This is a genomic window from Paenibacillus sp. 37 (assembly GCF_008386395.1).
Lineage (GTDB): Bacteria > Bacillota > Bacilli > Paenibacillales > Paenibacillaceae > Paenibacillus > Paenibacillus amylolyticus_B.
This window is the reverse complement of record NZ_CP043761.1, coordinates 1733988-1755029: the sequence shown is the minus strand read 5'-3', so window position 1 is coordinate 1755029 and position 21042 is coordinate 1733988. Positions and strand designations below refer to the sequence as shown.

General features: G+C 41.3%; 28 protein-coding genes. 2 read left to right on the top strand and 26 right to left on the bottom strand.

Features of this window, described 5'->3' with window-relative positions; translation table 11 throughout:
* Positions 1-197 precede the first annotated feature (197 nt).
* The 12 genes from F0220_RS07845 to F0220_RS07795 all read right to left on the bottom strand — a co-directional run bounded on the left by F0220_RS07845 (position 198) and on the right by F0220_RS07795 (position 7313).
* Entirely contained in the window at positions 198-482 is a 285-nt protein-coding gene (locus F0220_RS07845; RefSeq protein WP_223199889.1) for a hypothetical protein, read from the bottom strand.
* Positions 483-586: 104 nt separating this feature from the next.
* Positions 587-1222, bottom strand: a complete 636-nt coding sequence (locus tag F0220_RS07840; RefSeq protein ID WP_149846456.1) for a P-loop NTPase family protein — start codon at positions 1220-1222, stop codon at positions 587-589.
* Positions 1223-1310: 88 nt separating this feature from the next.
* Entirely contained in the window at positions 1311-1541 is a 231-nt protein-coding gene (locus F0220_RS07835; RefSeq protein ID WP_149846455.1) for a hypothetical protein, read from the bottom strand.
* Positions 1542-1636: 95 nt separating this feature from the next.
* Positions 1637-2122: a DUF4279 domain-containing protein gene (locus F0220_RS07830; RefSeq protein WP_223199888.1), complete on the bottom strand. Its 486-nt coding sequence runs from the start codon at positions 2120-2122 to the stop codon at positions 1637-1639.
* A 445-nt stretch (positions 2123-2567) separates the two neighbouring features.
* Entirely contained in the window at positions 2568-2897 is a 330-nt protein-coding gene (locus F0220_RS07825) for a hypothetical protein (RefSeq protein ID WP_149846453.1), read from the bottom strand.
* A gap of 253 nt (positions 2898-3150) precedes the next feature.
* Positions 3151-3459, bottom strand: coding sequence for a hypothetical protein (locus F0220_RS07820; protein WP_188310533.1), 309 nt, complete (start codon positions 3457-3459; stop codon positions 3151-3153).
* A gap of 132 nt (positions 3460-3591) precedes the next feature.
* Positions 3592-4278 (bottom strand): hypothetical protein, encoded by a 687-nt coding sequence (locus tag F0220_RS07815; RefSeq protein WP_149846452.1) that lies wholly within the window; start codon positions 4276-4278, stop codon positions 3592-3594.
* A gap of 72 nt (positions 4279-4350) precedes the next feature.
* Complete coding sequence (locus F0220_RS07810) at positions 4351-4956, bottom strand: oxidoreductase (RefSeq protein ID WP_223199887.1); 606 nt, start codon at positions 4954-4956, stop codon at positions 4351-4353.
* A 274-nt stretch (positions 4957-5230) separates the two neighbouring features.
* Complete coding sequence (locus F0220_RS33215) at positions 5231-5353, bottom strand: hypothetical protein (RefSeq protein ID WP_258171844.1); 123 nt, start codon at positions 5351-5353, stop codon at positions 5231-5233.
* A gap of 10 nt (positions 5354-5363) precedes the next feature.
* Positions 5364-5600: a hypothetical protein gene (locus tag F0220_RS32420; protein WP_188310564.1), complete on the bottom strand. Its 237-nt coding sequence runs from the start codon at positions 5598-5600 to the stop codon at positions 5364-5366.
* Positions 5601-5617: 17 nt separating this feature from the next.
* Complete coding sequence (locus tag F0220_RS07800; protein ID WP_024633865.1) at positions 5618-5923, bottom strand: WXG100 family type VII secretion target; 306 nt, start codon at positions 5921-5923, stop codon at positions 5618-5620.
* Position 5924: 1 nt separating this feature from the next.
* Positions 5925-7313, bottom strand: a complete 1389-nt coding sequence (locus tag F0220_RS07795) for a lipase family protein (protein WP_188310532.1) — start codon at positions 7311-7313, stop codon at positions 5925-5927.
* A gap of 81 nt (positions 7314-7394) precedes the next feature.
* Here F0220_RS07795 and F0220_RS07790 point away from each other — a divergent pair, with 81 nt between their 5' ends.
* The gene (locus tag F0220_RS07790; protein ID WP_146118044.1) at positions 7395-7736 is read left to right on the top strand and encodes a hypothetical protein; all 342 of its coding nucleotides are present in this window, start codon (positions 7395-7397) and stop codon (positions 7734-7736) included.
* Between the two features lie 253 nt (positions 7737-7989).
* Here F0220_RS07790 and F0220_RS07785 read toward each other — a convergent pair whose 3' ends face one another.
* The 8 genes from F0220_RS07785 to F0220_RS32815 all read right to left on the bottom strand — a co-directional run bounded on the left by F0220_RS07785 (position 7990) and on the right by F0220_RS32815 (position 14554).
* Entirely contained in the window at positions 7990-9711 is a 1722-nt protein-coding gene (locus F0220_RS07785; RefSeq protein ID WP_149846450.1) for an AraC family transcriptional regulator, read from the bottom strand.
* A 44-nt stretch (positions 9712-9755) separates the two neighbouring features.
* Positions 9756-10532: an IucA/IucC family C-terminal-domain containing protein gene (locus F0220_RS07780; RefSeq protein WP_149846449.1), complete on the bottom strand. Its 777-nt coding sequence runs from the start codon at positions 10530-10532 to the stop codon at positions 9756-9758.
* 1 nt (position 10533) lies between these two features.
* Positions 10534-11574 carry an ABC transporter substrate-binding protein gene (locus F0220_RS07775; protein WP_149846448.1) on the bottom strand — a complete coding sequence of 347 codons (1041 nt, stop codon included), beginning with the start codon at positions 11572-11574 and terminating at the stop codon, positions 10534-10536.
* A gap of 137 nt (positions 11575-11711) precedes the next feature.
* The gene (locus tag F0220_RS07770) at positions 11712-11990 is read right to left on the bottom strand and encodes a hypothetical protein (RefSeq protein ID WP_149846447.1); all 279 of its coding nucleotides are present in this window, start codon (positions 11988-11990) and stop codon (positions 11712-11714) included.
* Between the two features lie 128 nt (positions 11991-12118).
* Positions 12119-12424, bottom strand: coding sequence for a hypothetical protein (locus F0220_RS07765; RefSeq protein ID WP_149846446.1), 306 nt, complete (start codon positions 12422-12424; stop codon positions 12119-12121).
* A 5-nt stretch (positions 12425-12429) separates the two neighbouring features.
* The gene (locus tag F0220_RS07760) at positions 12430-13026 is read right to left on the bottom strand and encodes a chloramphenicol phosphotransferase CPT family protein (protein ID WP_149846445.1); all 597 of its coding nucleotides are present in this window, start codon (positions 13024-13026) and stop codon (positions 12430-12432) included.
* Positions 13027-13059: 33 nt separating this feature from the next.
* Positions 13060-13773 (bottom strand): HEAT repeat domain-containing protein, encoded by a 714-nt coding sequence (locus tag F0220_RS07755; RefSeq protein ID WP_223199886.1) that lies wholly within the window; start codon positions 13771-13773, stop codon positions 13060-13062.
* Between the two features lie 55 nt (positions 13774-13828).
* Complete coding sequence (locus tag F0220_RS32815) at positions 13829-14554, bottom strand: hypothetical protein (RefSeq protein WP_223199885.1); 726 nt, start codon at positions 14552-14554, stop codon at positions 13829-13831.
* 141 nt (positions 14555-14695) lie between these two features.
* Between F0220_RS32815 and F0220_RS07745 the strand changes: the two genes are divergently transcribed.
* Positions 14696-15298, top strand: a complete 603-nt coding sequence (locus F0220_RS07745) for a hypothetical protein (RefSeq protein WP_149846444.1) — start codon at positions 14696-14698, stop codon at positions 15296-15298.
* 124 nt (positions 15299-15422) lie between these two features.
* Here F0220_RS07745 and F0220_RS07740 read toward each other — a convergent pair whose 3' ends face one another.
* From F0220_RS07740 to F0220_RS07715, 6 genes are all read right to left on the bottom strand, one after another.
* On the bottom strand, positions 15423-15836 hold the full coding sequence (locus F0220_RS07740; RefSeq protein ID WP_149846443.1) for a hypothetical protein: 414 nt from the start codon (positions 15834-15836) through the stop codon (positions 15423-15425).
* Between the two features lie 161 nt (positions 15837-15997).
* Positions 15998-16642 carry a DUF3885 domain-containing protein gene (locus F0220_RS07735; protein ID WP_149846442.1) on the bottom strand — a complete coding sequence of 215 codons (645 nt, stop codon included), beginning with the start codon at positions 16640-16642 and terminating at the stop codon, positions 15998-16000.
* A 48-nt stretch (positions 16643-16690) separates the two neighbouring features.
* Complete coding sequence (locus F0220_RS07730; protein ID WP_223199884.1) at positions 16691-16852, bottom strand: DUF3024 domain-containing protein; 162 nt, start codon at positions 16850-16852, stop codon at positions 16691-16693.
* Positions 16853-17644: 792 nt separating this feature from the next.
* Entirely contained in the window at positions 17645-18481 is an 837-nt protein-coding gene (locus F0220_RS07725; protein ID WP_095289351.1) for a carbohydrate ABC transporter permease, read from the bottom strand.
* 17 nt (positions 18482-18498) lie between these two features.
* Complete coding sequence (locus tag F0220_RS07720; RefSeq protein WP_091015158.1) at positions 18499-19434, bottom strand: carbohydrate ABC transporter permease; 936 nt, start codon at positions 19432-19434, stop codon at positions 18499-18501.
* A 72-nt stretch (positions 19435-19506) separates the two neighbouring features.
* Positions 19507-20808, bottom strand: coding sequence for an ABC transporter substrate-binding protein (locus F0220_RS07715; RefSeq protein ID WP_149846441.1), 1302 nt, complete (start codon positions 20806-20808; stop codon positions 19507-19509).
* Between the last annotated feature and the right edge of the window lie 234 nt (positions 20809-21042).

Here is a 21042-nt window from a genome sequence, read left to right as displayed (position 1 = left end):
CTCTCCTTCTATATTAAAATGTTAATTACATATTCTTGTTCTCACGTATGCGTTTTCAAATGAGCCCACATGAATCTAAATTATTCTCAAATGCAATTACACTCCATTCAAGAGATAGGTCGCAGAAGTTCACCTTTCCAATTCACGATGTTTATTTCTTTGTTTTTCAAGAGGCACCAATCAATAATTTCTCCTATCTACTTTGGCGTGATGATCTCATCGCTCCATTTCGGTGTTAGTACTCTTCTGTATCCTATATATTCTGTTGTCCAGCCTTCAAATTCTTCTCCGATGATGACTATAAATGGGGGCTTGTTCTTAATACTGTGTTGTCCCACTTCATAAGTGACGATTAACTTCTTATCCTCAGAAACGATATGTAATTTGATTATCCCTTCATCGTCAATATCCGGTTCAACATACCAATAAAATAATCGATTGGAGCGAACGATTTTACGTTTATATTTTTTTCTTACGCCCATTACTCACCTCACATATTCCTTTTTCATTGATCACAGTATTTGGTCAGTTATCCAAGGCACAGCTACAGTAGTTTTAGAAACTGATATCAAAAGCTACACTGAGTTTAAGGAGTAGTACTCTTGTAGAAATCAATGACTCTATCAAAGATCTCGATCTCTCGTTTTTTTATGTCCGGTAATGTCTCGCTATGCTTTACAATATGATGTACATTATCTGCTATAGACTCTGCTTTATGAATTCCCACATATCCTGGTACGAGTTCATTAAGATAATGAAAGTATCTCATTTGAGGTTCAATCATGCGTAGGTGTTTATCAAAATTTCTTCTGGATCTTGTCTGATCCATTTCCTTTCGCTTGCGCAGTTCATCTTCTTCCGCCCAGAATAGTACATAAGCATCCGGTAATGATATTTCATTCTCCAATAATTTCTTTCTAAAGAAGTTTGCTGTTCCATCTAAAGATAGGTGCTCATAACCATATATCCAGCTGTACCAGATCTTAAATACATCGCCATCCAAAATTACATACTCATGTTGTTGATTCTTCTCATATGCTATATGCCATCTTTCGATTTGTCTCTCCAGTAACCACATCATAAGTTCCTTACCTTCAAGCTGAGGAGTTTCAAAAAGAATCCCTGTTTCTGGAACAATAAATGCATCATATTGTGTAGCGAACTGCTGACAAGTCGTACTTTTACCTACAGAACTGGCACCTTCGAGACAAATTATCGTCATTGAAATATATTACCTCCAGATATTACTCACAAAATGATTAATCAACCTTCACTGGCTCTTAAGTGATCATGTTGAATTTCATATTAGACTATGCATTGCAGATTTCTTTGATCTTCAGCCATGTTTCATACCAAAATGTTTTTCGTTTAAGAGGTTTAATCACCTTAATCTCGACTTCTTTTCGTTTCAAATAAACCGTGCCATCCACTTCGATGAGTCTATCGCCAAATTCAAATGCCATATCCTTGCAGTCTTTGTGATAGTGGTTCTCTCTAGTTTCAGACCACTCCGCTTTATCAATAGAATGTCGTTTTCTCAATTATTTAAGATCCTCCTTTAAGGGAAACACCACTATTTACAGCAAAAAGGAAGCCTGTCCCACAACATAAACACTCTGTTATCCGATGATGAACCTTAAGATGAACCTATTTCTTGTTCCAATTCTTCATTATATGAATTTGTATACAAATCCACATCAATCTCAGCATGAATCATATTAACGAATTCAATAAAATCTGAATCGAAATAAAGAGCAGGAGTTTTGCCCTCTTCTATTCTTATTACAATGAAAAATTTTGTAAATAATCGATGTTCAATCCGGATTGAATTGATTTCTTTCACTTTATTTTTTAATAAATCGACTACTTTTGTTAATTGGTGATTTACATTTAATGATTCTTCATACTCCGTACCTAATGTCCATGATGTTTCTTTTATTCGATGCTTTTTGTTAATAATATCGTCTTTATAAGCCGTATTCGTAGGTTCAATTTTAAGTATTGAAGTTACATAATTCGGATCGAATTCATCTCCAAACAAGCTAAAATAAGCCATTACTTCAGTTTTGTCTTTCAGGAGTTTCACCTCTTTAAGAATTGATGTATGGATCTCGCCTAACAATCAAAGATTCACGACTGGCTTCATTCTTAGATACCTCTTATCTTAGGATGAGTGAAATCCTCATTTAATCCAGAAATTTTTAATATCTTCTATTATAATTTTTGAAATATGTATGGATGAATCCTGCGGGTATAACCATATTGTTACGATAAGAGTTAAACATATCATTAATCCTAGAATAACTCGTCCAACAACTCTAAATCTGGTGTGTTTAAGCAAATAATAAACTAAACTAGATGAAATCAGAATAATAACGCCATTCACTATAAAGGTTAATGGCAAGCTTATAATTCTTCCTAATCCGGTGTTAGGATATTTTAATAAAAGTAAACTCTCTAATACTACAAATGGAACGGACAATAGAACAATATAAAAAAATGACTTTTGAATTTCCTCTCCACTACTGAACTCACCTACTCCAACTCTTTTAATACAATTTCACATATTATTCTTGTTTCCATTGATGTGATTCGTGTAGTTTACTAGTTTCATAAAAATACTTTAGTACTTCGAGCACGGGCATTAATTCTATACAAATATTATCGGAATAATTGCCTAACTGACCACCAATCACTAAAGAAATTTCACCGTTTCCCTGCTTGTCGTTCATAAGCGTATATATATGTTCATCCAGTGTAATAGACACAACAAAATATTCCGGTCCGCCTCCAACTAATGCTGAATCTGTGTCTGAAACCTCCAAAAAAACTAATGTAAATTTATCTCCGTCGAGTTTTTTCAAAAAACGCAAACTGTCTAGCCATGTAGGATTCATAACGATCTCTTCATTAAATGTGGTCCCGTTCCGTTCATCAATGCTAATAGAGTTTATCATTTTTTTTATCCTTTTTAGATCATTTTATTGGTTTAGATCCTCCATCTTGAATGCTTCACTATAGAATTTACGCAGCTTGGTTGAATTATCATTCCACTGAATAAGCTTACCATTGATAATTGGGACCAATACATCCAGACACCGATGTCATCATCCTCCCTTACCGTGGACATCCACAATTAAATAACATTTATCACACATATCCATCTTCAGGTTCACCAACATCAAAACCCAACACTTTTGACGCTTCCAACTTAAATGTCTCTATCCAAGATATCCAATCATCGTTATTCATCTGTGCATAAAATGATAATCCACTAGGCTCAACGGATGCTTCAATAAAAACATCATCCTCTTCAGACCCGAACCAATATGGAATTCCACTTTTATAACCCATCCACCCTGGCATACACTCATATACTTTAGAAACTTTATCCCACACCTCATCAGGCAGGTCATAACTTATATTTAGGTTGCAATTATGAGAATTTATGTTGTTCATTTACATTCTCTCCTTTTACCTTGGACGTATATCAAAAATACCCTATATGTATATAGGTAAAGTACCACACTTCTCCCACTACTTGATCAAGGATGTATCTCTTGTTCTGTATATACTATTTTCGTTTATAGTTTACCAAATATCTTCTTCCTTTAAGATTTCTTTGGTGGGTTGGTCTACAGCTAACCAAGTAGAAATATCCTCTTCTATTTTTCTCTTCCACGCTATTAAAAAATGTACTTGGCATATCTGGTGGGAATCAATCTCTGTCATAGATACTTCAATGCCTTGATCAGAATGTAAGACAAAACTATACTCCTCAGAATCAGAGTCTAAATCTAGAGATTTAGGAATCATATCGCTTTGGTTTCTTTTCCCCATTATCAGGGGTGCATCTTGGGTTCCTATGTGTAAGCGGTACTGTTCATTCTCATATTCGACAGCTTCAAGATTTTCTCCCGTGTCAGATCCGTAATCTTCCCAGCTGTATCCCTCTTTCCACGAAGCAGAAAAGCTAAATGTGCTTATTCGATGATGTGTATTGGGTTTGATTCTAAATACGGCTCCCCAGCATTCCTCTACTTCCTGAGGTGAAGAAAGATTATGGTTCAGATTACAGAGCACTAACTCGCAATCAAACGAGTCGTAGTAATACTGGTATAGTGATCCGCCATGTTTGAGCTGAGAACAGTGAGTAGGAAGATAAAATTCGCTGGTGACAGCAAGTGAAAGTTTAATTGTTCCAAGAGGCGTATATATTGAAGGTTTTATAAGATCAGTATCTTGAATTAAAGCTTCTTTTCCACGAAAAAGCTTCATTATATCCCTCCTTATAGTCTTTCACTTAACGGTTAGCATACTCCAAGTTTTTTTAATACTTTTCATCAGTACTTATAGATTGTATTTCATTTTAATTCTTTCATATAACTTAGAATCTGTATTTCGATTTACAATCTCTCCAATTAACTCTTTCCATTTGTTCTCAATCCATTTAGGACTTTGTTCTTTGAGAATATCTCCGTTAAATTGACTATCAATATACTCCAAATCTTGTTTAAGCACACCTATATCCTTAATCAGTTGATTTCTCGATTCTTTTTCTAGCGATATCTTATTTGATAAAATTTGGTCTATGATTTCTACTCTTATATGCGTATACATATCTCTAAACACATTATAGATTAAATTGGTTGACGATAACTGATCTTCCCTGAAGTCGGAATCCAAAAAGATGAATGATTCTTCACCCACTTTCAAAGATACGGCCACATTTCCTAATCCATGTATGACTGTTTCCTTCGAAGAATTGTCCTCTAAGCTTTTGGTCACATTATCTAAATTGTAGATGGATTCTTTTATACCAATTTCGGTTCCATGATTCAGTTTAACCGTGTAATCCACTTCTTGATTGTCTTTGTACGCTTTGAATTGATAGTTGAAGTACATGCTTATTATCAATCCAACCATTAGTATGATTATCGCTATATTTTTTCTCACTGAATTACCTCCTACTAGTGCCTGAACTACGTATATATTAACCCATATTGTTACAATTGCGAAACCAAATTGGATAACAAGGGAGATTTATTAGTTTTCTCAAACCCTCATCCATACAATCTAATGGGCTGTGAATACGCTGAATATATGCAGGGTTGCGTAGAATGCGATTATGCAGTGCAACCTTTCATTATAGTAATAAAACAAAAAAAGTCGTTCTTCATCCCACGGGGAATCCGACGACCTTCCGATGCTTTTGGGATATATCAACTTTTTAAAAGGTGAACGTACCATCTTTCGCTTCAAGTGGGCTTGTGCCGGCACTGCTGCTCAAGCCAACAAAGCCTACTGTCAGCCCATAACATCCGATCCAGGTCCCAGCATCTGCCGAGTGCATTTGCTGTCGCTCATCTGTATCCAGCATCCTCCACACACGTTGCTATGTCGCCGATATCCCTCAGGCTAAGAATGGTCTGCCAGCTCTCAATGCGCTTAAACATAAGAACGAGAGCAATCCGGCTTAGCCGTTCACAGTGCATTGTGATCGCTCCACCACATCCCTGAATGTCATAACTTCGTGGATAGACATTCAGGCTTTCTTCGTTACAACCCTGTGCCGATCTTTGTTGCAACAGAATCTGCATACCACTGTTTGGATATCTCAGCTCAGCATGCTGTGCTCCCTCCGGTCTCTGAAGTCCTCACGGTCAGCTTCCTCCATCCTGTGGATGTATCGTCGCAATGCTTCTTTATGCGCCTCCAATTCATCCATTCGGCTGGATGTCCCGTTCAGGAAAGATTGCATTTTGAATCCTAGCGTTGTGGCAGCATTTCCTGCCCAATCTTGCTCCAGTCTACTATGTATTGAACGCATCTTCTGCTCCTGCTGCACTAAGCGCTCCTGCAACTGCTCACATTGCTGAACGGCTCTTCTCAGATCGGATAAAGATACCGATATTCTTCCCATGTCAATTACCTCCTGTTAAGAACTGGTCGGCTTGAACGAAATCTTCGTGCTTGCGTTCAATATACTCTGCAATCTCGCTGATCGATTCCTGATACCAACGGTTAATTCGTTCCAGTGTCGCCGTAGCTTCGTAAGCGATTGACGTGAAGGAATGGCTTTCACTTGTAGAAGTATAAGCCTCGAACATTCGGATGGAAGCTTGTGCATCATTGGAAAACCCGCTCAAACTAAAGCGCATCTCCTTGGCTGCCTGTGCCAATTCCTCCGGCGTTAGTCGGATTGTGCCACCACATTGACCTGACTTTCCATTGGATGCAGCCGCAATCAAGGGGGCCACCAACCCACCAACGAGGTTTGACAAAGCCATCCGTGATTCCTGATAAGCATTCCAGCGTGGTGAGATGTCAATTTGTTTCCCCGTGGCGCGATCGATAAGTGGACCCACCAAGTTACCCTGTTCATCAAATTGATACTGGTTCATTGAGTGATAGCCCTTGCCTTCTTTTTTGGAAAACGAGTCCATCAATCGAACAATATTACCGACCTGAAACTTGTCTAGATCGATATCAATTGGGAAATTGTATGTGACTAACGGGCCGCTAGGCCCCATCGGACGAATCGGTACCATGAGCTGGAATTGCAGCCTCCAGTTTTGGTACATCGCATTGGCCGAGTCAAAATCCTGGCCTTTGTAGTACGTGCTGCCAACATGTCTGTCATATTCAGAAAGTCCTCCTGCACCTACTGAATCGTTAGGCTGAACGATGTTCACCACTTTTTTATCATAGTAACCTTCGTTCACTTTCGCCAAGCTTGCATCGTCCAGCAGATTGGTTACACTCGGAGCACTGTATGTCATGGCCGACAAATCCTGTCGCGCTGCCACATATTGCGCTAAACCACCTCCAAGCGAATGTCCCGTAAGAGAGATACTTGCGTCAGGATATTTTGCTTTGACTTGTTCATAAAGTACTTCCGCCTGATGAAATTGGTTGTTCTCCCAATCGATATCGTCCTTAATGGATTGAATAAAACTTTTCTTGAAAATGTTATGATGATTAGGGTCAGTTACGGCATCCTCCAGTTCTCTGGTGCGTCCACCTAAAACATCAAACACGTCTGTTTCGTAATCGGCTGCTCTCCCAATCCAGCTACCACCTGGCTCTGTTCCGCGGTATCCTATGACAATCTGATTCGTCTGATTGTTGTGGAGGATGACGGAATCGAAACCCGACACTTTATTGTGAAGCTCAGCACCTTCAGGTTCAATGACCTTCCATTGTGCATAATCTCCCTCATCTTTAAGGGGTGCTCCGGCAGAAACGTTGTCCTGGTAGGCAAGGTTAGATATTTTCTGATACAACTCGTCGCTTATGTAATCGTTTTGCATAATACCTCCTGAATTGAACATTTCGATATGATTATGTAAACTAGTGATAATTTAATCTTTATAGTATATTAATACCAGTCTATGAAAGTAGAGGTGTCCCTCTTGAGAAAACCTTTCTTCCTATTCGTACTATTAATCATCTCATCTCTCTTGCTTGGAGCATGTGCCTCCGAAGAGGAAAAGGAGATTGTATCCTCCGCCGAGAAGTTCGCTGCAAATTATGTTCTCGAAAAATACGGTGTAACCGTTCGTTTTACGGAGTATAAATTCTCTCCTCCCGATCTATCTAATTCGTTAGGCCTCCATGGCTACATTGAAGGCGATAAGAAAAAGAAGGTATTTGTTTTCGTTAACTACGATCCTTTAAGTATTGAGACACTATCGCTTCCTGAAGGTATATCCAAGAAACCAAATTCCAAATAGAGAGTTGAAGTTATTTTTAAAACGATCAATCAATATATAGATAATTTGAAACTATAGGGAATATATGGATTGTATCTTTCGTCAATTACTTCTGTCAACGTTCTACGCAACAATAAAATGAAGAAACAAATGCGATCTACATAATAGAATTATTGTTTTTTAAGTTAAGATACACCTCTGTTTAAAGAAGTTATCTACTAATTCGATGAATTCTGAATATACAGAAATAGAGGGAGTCACAGCAGAGCTCCCCCTATCCCAACAAAGCCTGTTCAATCTGATCCACAATGCCATTGATCCCTGTCGGCCCATAACAACCGATCCATGTGGCGGCATCTACGGAATGTATTTGCTGTCGCTCACCCGTATCCAGCATCCCCCACACACGCTGTTCTGTCGCGGATATCCCATCCTGCATAAGCTCATTACTGAGCAAAAAGTAATGACTGGCTTGTACAGCCGGTAGTCTATCAACCGAGATATGATAGGCTGTATCAGCGGTGTCGGATACAAATAGCGGAACAGGCAGACCCAGATCACGGTACAGCACAGCACCTGTACGATGTGCGGCAGAGTGAATCCGAACGAGAGAGTCGAGCGGACGGATCAGGGCCACACTTTTACCTGCTAATACCGGAGCCAGTTCCTCGGACAGCAAAGCAGTACGTCGATGATAATCCGCAAGTATACGCTTGGCTTCTGCCCGCTTGTTTGTCAGTTCACCGAACAGACCCAGTATGGTCTGCCAGCTTTCATTACGTTTAAACATAATCACTGGAGCGATCCGGCTTAACCGTTCATAATGCTGATCATGCACCTCGGTACAGATAATCAGATCCGGTGACAATCGTTCTACTGCAAGCAGATCAGGGTACTCATACGTTCCAAGTAATTCGGTACCCTGAAGTCCTGCTCGGATATATTGAGGGAAATTGACCACGGCACTTCCCGATCCTACACTTCCTACTGGAGACAACCCAAGCGCGAGCAAATGATCGGCATACTGAACATCCAGTACAGCGATACGCTGTGGTGATTCAGTAACTTGATATTCACCTCGCATATGGCAGATCACCGGACCTTGGGCCGACTCGTACGAGGAAGCCGTGCGATTCCGCAGTAAGGATTGGGCATAGTTTTCATCTATTTCCGAAGCGGCTGCAAGTCGATAACGCAGCGGAGGAACGCCATAATATTTCTTAAACGCCCTGCTGAAATAATACATGTCGCGGTAACCCATTTTGTCAGCAATTTCCCCAATGGAAGCATCCGTATGAAGTAACATCCGCGAGGCATTCTCCATCCGCAACTGGATGACGTATTCCATCGGCCCGAGCTGCTTCTCTTGTTTGAATCGTCGCTGCAATTGTCTTACGCTGCATCCAGCGAGGGCGGCCAGCTCTTTCAGCTCCATATTCTGGCGATAATGCGATGATATATAGGACACGACAACATCCACCATGTCGGACTCCGCTCCGCCTTGACCACGTTCATACTCCATGATCAGTTCGTAGATCACCCCCTGGAGCAATGCATTGGCATGAAAACGCTCCAGCCCTTCGCCGCGACGCCATTTTGCAACGATTTTTTCCGCATTCTGAATCCATTCCGCTTGCGTCATAGGGTTCTGAATAAACGAGGTTTGCAGCGGGTGTTTGCGATACGAGGGTAACGCATGGGAGGCTCCTTCCATGGAAGAAGCCTTATACATAATCACGATATAATAAAGTTCGTCTGATCTGGCCGTCAGCGTAAAGGATGTTCCCCTCGCCACATGACAAGCAAAAGAAGCTCCAATGTGGCAAACTTCACCATTCATTGCAAGCTCCCCTTCCCCGCCTACTGCCAGCAGCAACACATTCGAGGTTAATTCGGTTTCGTGAAGAACACTGCCAGTCTGCAAAGTACCGCTATATCCGTCGATCATCTTGATCGTCGTATCACTCCATAGACTTGTCTGTTCTTGCAGCGGCATTTCTCTCATCTCCTGACAATCGCATAGGTAAATTGTTGCTGTTGTCATTTTAATTGAGATTCTTTCTCATTGTCAATTTTCGGACATTTGAGGCAATACTCCCCTGACATCTGGTAATAGAAACAACAGGTGATCCGCTCACTTTTGGCAATATGCACATTGTCCTTACAATCGGTGAAGCGGGTTAACGGATTCTTCCTCTCACCAAACACTTGTCCGGATGCTACCTGCGTCAGATAAGAGAAGTCCTCTCGAATGATCTTACGTTCCTGCTCCGTCTCCCCTTCATCAGGAGCGAATAGTCGGCCAATTCGCACCATAATGTTCTCCCAGAGAATGCTCATCGAAAGAGGTGCAATCGCAGCAAGTGTCTTTAACAGAGGTGTCAGCTGTAGCGCAAACATCTCCTGGACTGCCTTTTCCCGCCATACGCTCCTGTCTCCAGTCAGTTCTTTAGCCTGAATTCCATTCACCGCTAGAAAAGGAAACCGTGTACCGCCCTCCTGATCTGAGAGCACCGGATGATAGAGAAAGCTGTTCTCCAGCTGAAAGGTTACATGCTGATGATGAAACGTCATCGCAGTCACGAGCGGAGTCGTCCATAGATAGCCAAGCCTCTTGGCTAACATGGAGGCTGCGACTTTCATGTCAGGCGCATCGATATAGTTCTGAAACCAGCGGATATACTCTCGACACGCCTCTTCGTCATGCAGCTCACTCAAAGCAATGGTACGGACACTATGTTCAGGCGGCTCACCAAGCAAAATCGAATGATCCTCTACCGTCTCTTTCCATAAGTCTGTCGAGAGATATGGGTTCATATTAGTTCGATCCGAGCAGGGCTTCCGATGCCTGATCTACAATCAGATTAATCGCAAGCGGTCCATAATAAGCGATCCAAAGTGTTGAGTTTACATCATACGTGCGGTTATTTTTCACAGCATCGAGGGACTTCCACACGGGATTAGTCAACATAGCTTCTGCCTCTGCCGCAAACAGTTCATCCGACAGCACAAAATAACGATCTGCCCCGATCTCAGGCACTTTTTCCATCGAGATTTCTACTGAACCATCTTCATTAATCTCCTGTACCAGAGCAGGCATTTTCAGCCCCAAGTCATTGTACATAATACCGCCAATGCGGTGCTCAATACCGTGAACACGAATTCCTTCTTTTCGTGGACGAATGATCGCCACTGTTTCATCACCCAGCTTCTCTGACAATTTTGTCTTCAGCCCGGCAATTTTGTCTTCATACGCTGTGCGCACTTTCTCTGCCTCGTCCTGCTTGTCTGTAACTTGGGCAACCGTAGCTAACGTATCACGCCAGTCTTCGTAGAAATCGAGTACGAGGGTAGGTGCAATTTTGCTTACACTTTCATACTGTTTCTCCTGGAAGTCGGTCATGATGATCAGATCCGGGTCGAGTGCAACAATCGCTTCCAGGTTCGGCTCGTCTCGTGTACCCAGAACTTCTACGCCATTCGGTTGGTCTCCTAAATATTCTGGAAAATCGGTATTCCCTCCTGCAATAACACTACCTGCTGGCTTCTCACCGATCGCTAACATTTGATCCAAAAATTTAACATCGAGAATTGCAATTCTCTGTGGTTTTTCGTTTAGAGTGATGTCACCCTTCATACCCTTGATCGTTACGGGAAAAGCTCCATCCGTCTGTGTTTCCGCATTCGCAGGTGTCTCTGCTGGTGTTGCCGCAGATTGCTTACCGCTATCTGTACCTGTTGCAGCACCGCAAGCTGTCAATACAAGAATAAGGGCCAACATCAAGCCCATGAGTAATCGTGATTTGTGAGCAGCATAGCCTTTGGTTCCGGCTGCTTGCCCCTTTGTTCCTTGTTTCATTTGTAAATCCCCCTTATGTATACTAGTGATAATGATTTTCATTATCGAAACATAAAGAGAGTATATACGATCTCCGTATCGGGTTACCATGTACTTTTGCGACATTTCAGCCGGACTAATGCGACATCACGAATCACTTATCCGCCCTTTAACTTTTCTGCAATGTACGCTTGCAATCGGTAGATATCCCAAAGAAGCTCTTCTTCCTCCGGTGTATTTCCATACTCCCCCAGCCAGCGCGGTGTGCGGATATGCCAATCATTAGACAAGTATTGCTGTCCATCCCGATACTCCAAAATATGTCCCAGGAAATATTCCAGTGAGCCGAGGGATTGTTTATTGCTATCCTTAATGATGGATTGTGTTTTTTCGATGATCACCTGCAACATATGTTGGATATGGTCTTCTGGATTCATTGCGTTGCCCTCCTTGTCCACAAAAATTATAAAATCAAAAAGAGGAAGGGCCTTCTCTATTCCATAGAGAATCAGACAACCTTCCAACATGCATTAACACATCTTATATAGAACTCATCATTTCAAAGCTACTCTGGATATTCCTTTGATGCCTCGATCAATTTATCTTCTTCATCAAAAACGTTCAACACTCTCTCAATGTCATCCACTTCATAGCTTCTAACAACAATCAGTTGCTGCATATGAAGACCTGGTGGGTCAATGTCCAGTCGAGACAAATTATTTAGCAAACGTTCTGGTGTATATAAGATGCTCCATCGTCTAGAACCATCTGTGAAAACCATTGTGATCTCTATCCAATTCCAGTCTTCCGGATGATCCGACCTAACCTCATCATCAAAACGCCAGCCTACCAGCCTTGGCCTTGAATTCATTACTTTTACGATGTTTTTACCTCTCTTCTGCTTAACTTCTTCAATGCCGAGTATTCTTGATCGGACTTGATATAACTTAATATCTTTTCCGCACATGCAGCTGAGCTAAGCTCTTCCGTATTCACTTCCAGATCATATTCATCATAAGAGTAGATGTAGTCAAACTGGGAATGGGCAAGTCCAATCTCGCGATCTCCCCTGCTCTGCTCTCTTCTGGTGAGTTCTTCTTTCGAGCAGTGTACACCTACAAACAATATCGGATAATCCAATAGTAACTCATAAAAATCGTTAAACCACTTGTCATTGCTGATGACCGTATCCACGATGACATTCAGACCCATCTCCGAAAACAGTTTAATGGTTGCACAGTACAACGAATTGATGGGGTCGAACAGGATATCGGTCATCACATGGTGTTCCACTTCTCTTGTTGGTTTCATATCTGGATATGTATTGTCGATAAATTGATCATAATTATGCAGAAATTGATCTACAGATAGATGATGAAACGGAATGTCTCCCTGATTTTTCATTTCCATCGCAATGCTTGTCTTCCCCGAACTTGACGTTCCGTTCAAAAATATAATGAGTCCTCGTTCCATATCGATCACCCTTATCATTAGATTTATTTTATCTTATTTTCTTTTCGTTGTTCTCTCATTTTGGCTAATGCTCGTTTGGCCGCTAGTTTCCCCATTATGCATTCCTTTTTTGGAGACTTCTACTAATTTTTCTCTAGCCGGCGTGTAACGATGGAACCCCATAATCTGGCATGCTCTCTCTTGAACATACATATCTTCATCATCTATATATTTCATCAGAGAATCCAGATGGCTTTGCGGGGTTAATGCCATAATGCAATAAATGTACTGACAACGAACATCCTCATTTAATCGTGGATCAGACTCAATTACATCGTTCAATTCATGAATACAACTTAAGTCTTCATTCATTTGATCTCTACTAAGTTCAATATCGCTGGGATAGTCTTTCTTCAATTCATCCCAATCCTGATGAGGATTTCGTTCCAGTTCACGTATGAATGAGCCTGCACTTCTATATGCTGGAGCTATATCCGTCTCCTCATGGCTGATATAACTTATCCTGTACTGGCATGCACCTTCCACATGTAAGCCTATGTAGTTCGAATGATCATCTGTCCATAAAGGAATCATATTGTGGTACACCTCTATTCCAGCCATATCATCCAATGATTCAACGATCTCGTCGCGCTGCATTAATCGGAGAAAAAACTTGTAATCCTTCTGTTTCTGAAGATGAACTTCTAACTCCTCAACGATTGTAGCAGGTAAAGTAATACCGCGTCTGTTATATAGATCAGCAAACATATTTTGTCCCCTCCACAATTCATACCATATCAATTATACAAACAATCGTAACGTTTTAACGTTTACCAATGTATAGCTTCGTTTGTGTCCAATGAAGATTATAGCCATAGCAGTATAGCTCAAAGTATGGATATAAGCAGTTTTCCGCCTCTTGCAAACCTTGATAACGGGGCCATTGCAAGTAATAGGCTACCCAATAATCGCAAGCGATGGAATAGTAGGCTTCGCTCAATATTTCGATAGCTTCATTGTAATCTTTGCGTGAGCGAAGTAGGTCACCAAGTGCTTCGTAAACGACCTCGCTATCCTCTTCATCCGTGCCTTGAATCAGTCCTTGTTCTAACTTGGTAATTTCCCCTGGTGGTAGTGCAACCACTTCCTTTACACACGCCAAAGCCCCGTATGCTTTCTTAGCTACGTCTGCTAGTTCATCATCCTCCGGCACCATGGAGAACAGACTCTTCAATCTTTGAATTAGTTCTTCCCCTAGACCACGGAGCGTTTCCTCGGAAGCATCCTCATGTCCACCATTGAAATAACCCGGCACATATTCGCCAGCGAATTCCTCTGGATTCAACATCTCATAGATCAGACGTATTCTGTCCAGAAAACACTGGCTCTCTGGAATCGGCTCAAACACACGTTCAATCCCTGCTCCCGATGGCATAAACCATTGAAAAAATCCGTAGAGATGGTCTGCCTCAACCTGTTCATCATCTTCTCGCTCAATATCTTCTCCGCCCATCGATAATAAATAGCGGCCATATTCTTGTTGATCCATTCGTACCATCTCCTCGTTTGTTTCACCGCTTTACCACTTTTAGTTTGGCACAACCAATTTACAATAATTTTCAAATATGTGTATAGTAGAAATGAAGCAAAATACTTTCAATATACTAAATCTAACAGAGAGGATGAGATCATGTCTTTTTTCAAAAAGAAGGTTGTTCTAGTCTCTTTATTCGTATTGGCTATTTTTGCTGTTGCAATCGCTTACGTAAATGGTCAATCGAAACCGGACGTGCCCATTCATAAAGTCGTCAACCTTTCAGCCAACTCTTTAATATTTCATGAAATAGATAAGCTGGATGCGTTCGTTGAACTGATCGTTATTGGTTATGCAACAGAAGATTTCAGAGATCGAGAGCATGTTATTACTGCATTTGATGATGGAACCATGCAGTCCTTTCACACCAATACAAACATCAAGATTGAAAAGATATTAAAGAAACCCGACGATTTCCCTTCGGATCAGAACGAATTGACAATCATTGAACCCGTTAGCCTCGAAGGAGACGTCAAATATACAGTTAATGACTATGTAGAACTACAGAAGGGTGATAAAAGTGTGCTTTTCTTGATGAAAAACACCTTTGGTGATTATGGATTAATCAATGATAACTTGGGCAAATTCAGCCTTGAAGGGATAACTCAATATAGTGTACCTCAATCCTCCACTGCACAAGCGTTATCAGAATACGAAACATTTCGTAACTCTGTCATGGAGAAGTATAATCCGGATTAAGGTTTTCATGATGCAACGATCATCCCTTTGCGGACATAGCTGCTCCCTTCAATCTATTGCACTTCTTTATCAAGACTTACGGCAAATGATGAAGTTATCGATTTTTGTCTAAAATCATTGGGTATCACTTTAATTTAATCTCCACATTTAGATGTATAGATTCAGGAAGATTCATTTCAGTTATATTCTCATGACCAATGAAGTAATGATGCTTTTCATTCAGTTCTATTAAACCTCCACCTGTTGAGCCAGAAGTTGAAATCAAATGTCCGTCATGATAAAGCTCATAAGCAATATTATATTCCTCCAAACTGAATCCTTTCACTTCATATCCAATCTTGATTTGATTTTCCGTGTAATCAGCATTTCGTAAACTGATCGCACCACTATTGACCATTTCGGTCTGAATTGCAATATTTGCTTCGGGCATCTCCGGTTTCTTTAATAGATAGCCTACTTTTAGGTACCATATAACTCCGAATACAACTACAGCAAGTACAATCAAAACGATGATAGACTCCTTCTCTTTTTTATACATAATCCTTACTCCTTACATCTGGACACTCTTTAAGTTCTTTTCAAACCAGTGTTTCAAATAATACGTTATCCCTGCTCGATCAACATCAGAATATTGTCTTGGATCATCGATCATCCATTCCATTCGGGATTATAATCGATTGAATTTCAGGTTTTCCCGCATTATCCTAGAAATACATTGTTAATTCTGTCTCGATCATAATCTAGAATCCAATCGTTATATTCTGAATAGATATCCACTAGCGCTTCCCTTGATGCTGAAATAACATCGCAACCTCTATCATCATAGATATGAAATATCGTTTTCTTACTTATATTAATGAAATACACCCTATGATAAATCTTTGGCTTAATTCCAACATCATGATTACATATAGCTTTGATTAACTGATTATATTTCAAGTCCTCAACTCTACATTTAGTCCAGTACCTATACATGTTGTTCCTTGGGTCTAGGATGTTATCCGATTCACAATTCAAACCTGGAAATATCTCAAGTCTTAAGGCTCTAATCGGCCCTTTCTTCTTGATATATTTCCTGTACAGGTTCAATTTCTTCACTTTGTGTTTAGGCTTATCTGCAAAATAAGCTTGAGTTATTAATAGGACTTCATCTTCTTGATCATGAAGAGCCTTAAATAATTCAATTGATCGATGATAAACTTGTTCCATGTAATGCTCCGTATTCATTCCAAACATCAGAGGATTGCCAAGCTCGAATCGTATTGCAACATCCCAATTATAAAAATGAGGCGGTTCTAAGGTCAGGTTTGGAAAATGCTCTGCCAGGTACGTCTTCAGATCCATTCTGTGGCCTCCGTCTCTTCAATAGTTGCCGATTTGACATATGAAAAATTAACCCCAGAACTTTCCGTTATGACCTTCATCAACGATCCTGAGTTGTGTTTCAAAATCTTCGTTCGGTTCGATATCATCGATGAAATGCCATTTACCTTTACTGTCCTGCCAATACACTTTCCATGTCTTCTCATCCAATCTGAACTGTGCTACCGGCATCTATACCCATTGATCACTTTGAAAGGTTTGTCTTTCTTCAATCAACGTCACATGTTGTCCTCTGATTTTATAACTAATCTTTATCTGACTTTACACATGCTCGGGTACAGCCTTCTCGGTGTAATGGTCCATAATCTTTTGAATTCGTTTCTTCGTAAAATCATCCATGCTCTCTAACTCTCCTGCCTTGATCCGTTTTGCTTTGATTATATCATGTTGTTTTCTCCGATTTAAATGATGCTTTTAGTGTTGTAAAAGGTGAAACGGAGCGCTGCTTATGCAATGGCAAGCCGCGTCTGGATGAGGTGCTGCGCCCAATGGGCAGCACCTCATGAGGTTGCACCGCGTGCATTAGCGCGGTGCTCATGCTGCCATCACGAGCACACTTGCATGATGGCAACACTTGGTGCATCACGATAGCTGCGCCGTGATGCACGCAAAAAAGCGCCGCGACCTCATCGTCGTGGCGCTTCCTCCTGCTGCATAATGCCAATCGGCCATGCAGCTTGTGTTACGCTGCTGCATCCCATAGGTGCAGCATAACGTTTTCTTTCGATTTTACAATTTTAACAATGGGGCTATGCTAATCATTTACGACTTAGGGAACAGACCACGAGCTGGATGTTTCTCCTCATCTAAAAGCTGCCTCTCAAGCCAACAGAGCCTGAGCGATCTGATCGATAATGCCATTGATGCCTGTGGGTCCATAACAGCCGATCCATGTCGCGGAATGGTCCGTCTTAACATCCCTGGGGTTCCGCATCGCTGGAGCTTAATTCATACAAATGATGTTCAACCTTTTATACCGCTAAATGTAATGCCGCTAATAAACGTCTTTTGAAGAAAAAAGAATAGAACAATAATAGGTAATGTCATCAAGGTGGATACCGCCATTAATAGACCCCATTCGGATCCCTTTTGACTCTGAAATTGCTGCAATCCGAGCGAAACCGTGTAAGATGGTTCATTGGTTAAATAAAGCAAGGGGCCCATGAAATCAGTCCAGCTCCCCATAAATTGAAACAATGCCACGGCTAATACGGCGGATTTGGCTAGTGGAAACATGATCTGTAAATATATGCGGAACTCACTAGCGCCGTCTAAGCGGGCCGCTTCGCGCAGGGCATCAGGCAGTCCCATGAAAAACTGACGCAACAGAAAAATGTAAATGGGCACTCCAAAAAATTGGGGTACAATCAGTGGAAGAGGTGTTCCTACCCAACCTAATTTAGTAAACAACAGGAATAGAGGAATCATGGTCACCTGTCCGGGGATCATCATAACAGCAAGGGTAACAAAGAAAAGTATACCTCTCCCACGGTACTCTAACTTGGCAAAACTATATGCAACCAAGGGACAGGATATGATCACACCAAGCGTACTAACAATAGTTATAATCGCCGTGTTTTTCAGATATGTCCAGAAAGGGATATACTCAACAGCACGGGAATAATTACTCCACAGAATTGGACGCGGAATCCACTCTGGTGGGAATGTAAAGATTTGTGTGAGTGGTTTAAGAGAAGTCGAAAGCAGCCAAATGAACGGAATCATGAAAAATGCAGAAGCAACAATTAGACATACATAGGCTAAGGCACGATTGATTCTTTTGATAGCGGTAGGATTCATCCCTTACTTCCTCCTCCTTATTTCCCCTGATAATGAACCCAGCGTTTAGACGTAATAAAAATAATTCCGGTTAATGCCATAACGATAATAAATAAGATCCAGGCCATTGCGGAGGCATAACCCATTTTGAAATACCTGAAGCCGTTCTCATATAAATACATGACGTAAAAAGTCATGGAATTTGCAGGAGTTCCTTGCCCTTTGGTCAATGTATAGGGAAGAGTAAACTGTTGGAATGCACCAATCATTCCCATGACAAGGTTGTAGAAAATAACGGGAGTGAGCAAAGGTAAGGTTACCTTTCTCGTTTTCTGAAACCAGTTAGCTCCATCGATTTGCGCCGCTTCATAGTACTCCTCAGGGATGTCTCCTAATCCAGCAAGGTAGATAACGACAGCTTGCCCAATACCCCAAAGCGACATCAGAATGAGAGAGGGCTTGGACCACGACTCACCACCAAGCCAAGCGGGCCCATCGATACCGATATTCGCTAACATCCCGTTCACCAATCCGAAGTTTGGATGTAACAGCCACATCCACAGAACAGCCAGAGCCACTTGTGGCACGAGAGTAGGTAAGAAAAAGATTGTTCTGAATACAGCCATCCCCTTGACCTTCATATTCAACATCATAGCGAGTGCCACACCGAAAAATATACTTAATGGAACAAAAAATACCGTAAAATAAATCGTGTTGTATATGGATTTCCAAAATAGAGGATCATGAAAAAGCTCTTTATAATTATTCATTCCGATAAATTCACCAGGCTGCAGAATGCTGTAAGTAGTGAAGCTGAAGTAGATGGACATTAGCATCGGAATTGCATAAAAGCATAGCAGCCCTATAGCCCAAGGTGAAGCAAACAGCCACCCAATCGCGTTAGTTCTGTGGAGTGCTCGTTTACTTGCCGATGGAATTGCTTTTACTTGAACTGGATCGGCCAGTTTCACCATGTACATTCTCCTTCCAAGTGTCATTCATGAATAGGCAAGGAGAGAGAGTTCGCTCCCTGCCTACCGAGCACTCTATTTGTCGTATTTTTCTAAAGCCTTATTAACAGTCTCTGTTACTCTATCCAGGTTCTCTTTCGGAGTACCGTTACCGCGGGTTGCCTTTTCCGTAGCGGAAGCTAACTCATTCCACAGCAGTTGTCCTTCAGGAATAACTGGGCGGTTGTGTGAATTGGGCAAAATATTAATAAATTCCTTCATAATCGGATCGTCTTTGTAACCGTATTTGTCGTTAACCGAATCAATAACGGAAATTTGAGAGTCAGCGTTTAATAACGTTTGCCCTTCTTCTTTCCCTAAGAATTCGAGGAATTTCCAAGCAGCAGCGACGTTCTTGGCGCCTTTAGGGATAATAGCGGACCCGCCTCCCGACCATGTCGTAAAATTAGTACCTGTTGGGGTCGGTATGGGTGCAACACCGTAATTTAAATCCGGCTTAAATTTTTCGATACCCTTCACCGTAAAGTTTCCACTTATCTTCATGCTGACTTGACCAGAAATGAACGGATCCATTTCCTCCGTTCCTGCTGCGCTTGTGAATCCCGCAATATCCTCGACATTGTATTTTTTGCCGAAGTCGGTCATCCATTGTAGCGCTTCCACGACTTTAGGATCATTTGCCGTAATTTTGCCGGTGGCAGTATCCTGGAATTCTCCTCCAAATGCCCATCCCCAAGTATACAGCCAGCCTTGCGAATACCATGGGATGAACCCAATCCGTTTGAAACGTTTACCTTCCTTGATGGTTAACTTATCGGCGGCCGCTTCAAGCTCGGCGATCGTTTGTGGTGGTTTGTTGGGATCCAACCCCACTTCTTTGAAATGATCCTTATTGTAAAATAGCAGACGAGAGTCTGTATCCATTGGCATTGCATAAAGCTTTCCTTGATAACTGGACTCCTCCCATGCAAATGGATAATACATTTCCTTACGTATTCCGGATTCTGCTGCCATCGAGGATAAGTCAGTCAGAGAACCTTGCGCAGCCCATGTACCGACCTTAAAACGGTCGAATAGTGCAACGTCAGGAGGATTGCCGCCTGCGACTGCAGTCAGCAGCTTCTGATCGGATCCCTCGTTGGATTCTGTATAAACCAAATTCATTTTGATCGTAGGGTTTTTCTCTTCAAATGCCTTCACGACTTTATTCATATTATCTAAATCAATTGAGGTAAGACCATGCCACATCGTAACCGTTGTAATCCCCTCTCCGGCCTGATCGCTAGAGCCTCCATTCGTTGAACAAGCCGTTACAAGTAGTACCATAACCAGAAAGCAAACAAGAATTGGAAATGCGAATCTTTTGGATCTCCTCATTCAAAGTCCCCCTTAAGTTAAATGAATTCGTTTAACTTGAATTCCTATAGGATCCACTTCATTTTCTGATCATCCATAACTTATGTAAGCGCTAACAACTCTGGTGATATGAACTATTAAAATCAGAAAATGATGAACACCGTGAATTTTTTATAGGAACCCACTAGTTATACTAAGTATATTAATATGACATCATAAAACATGTCAATTGCAATATTACGACATCACTATTCA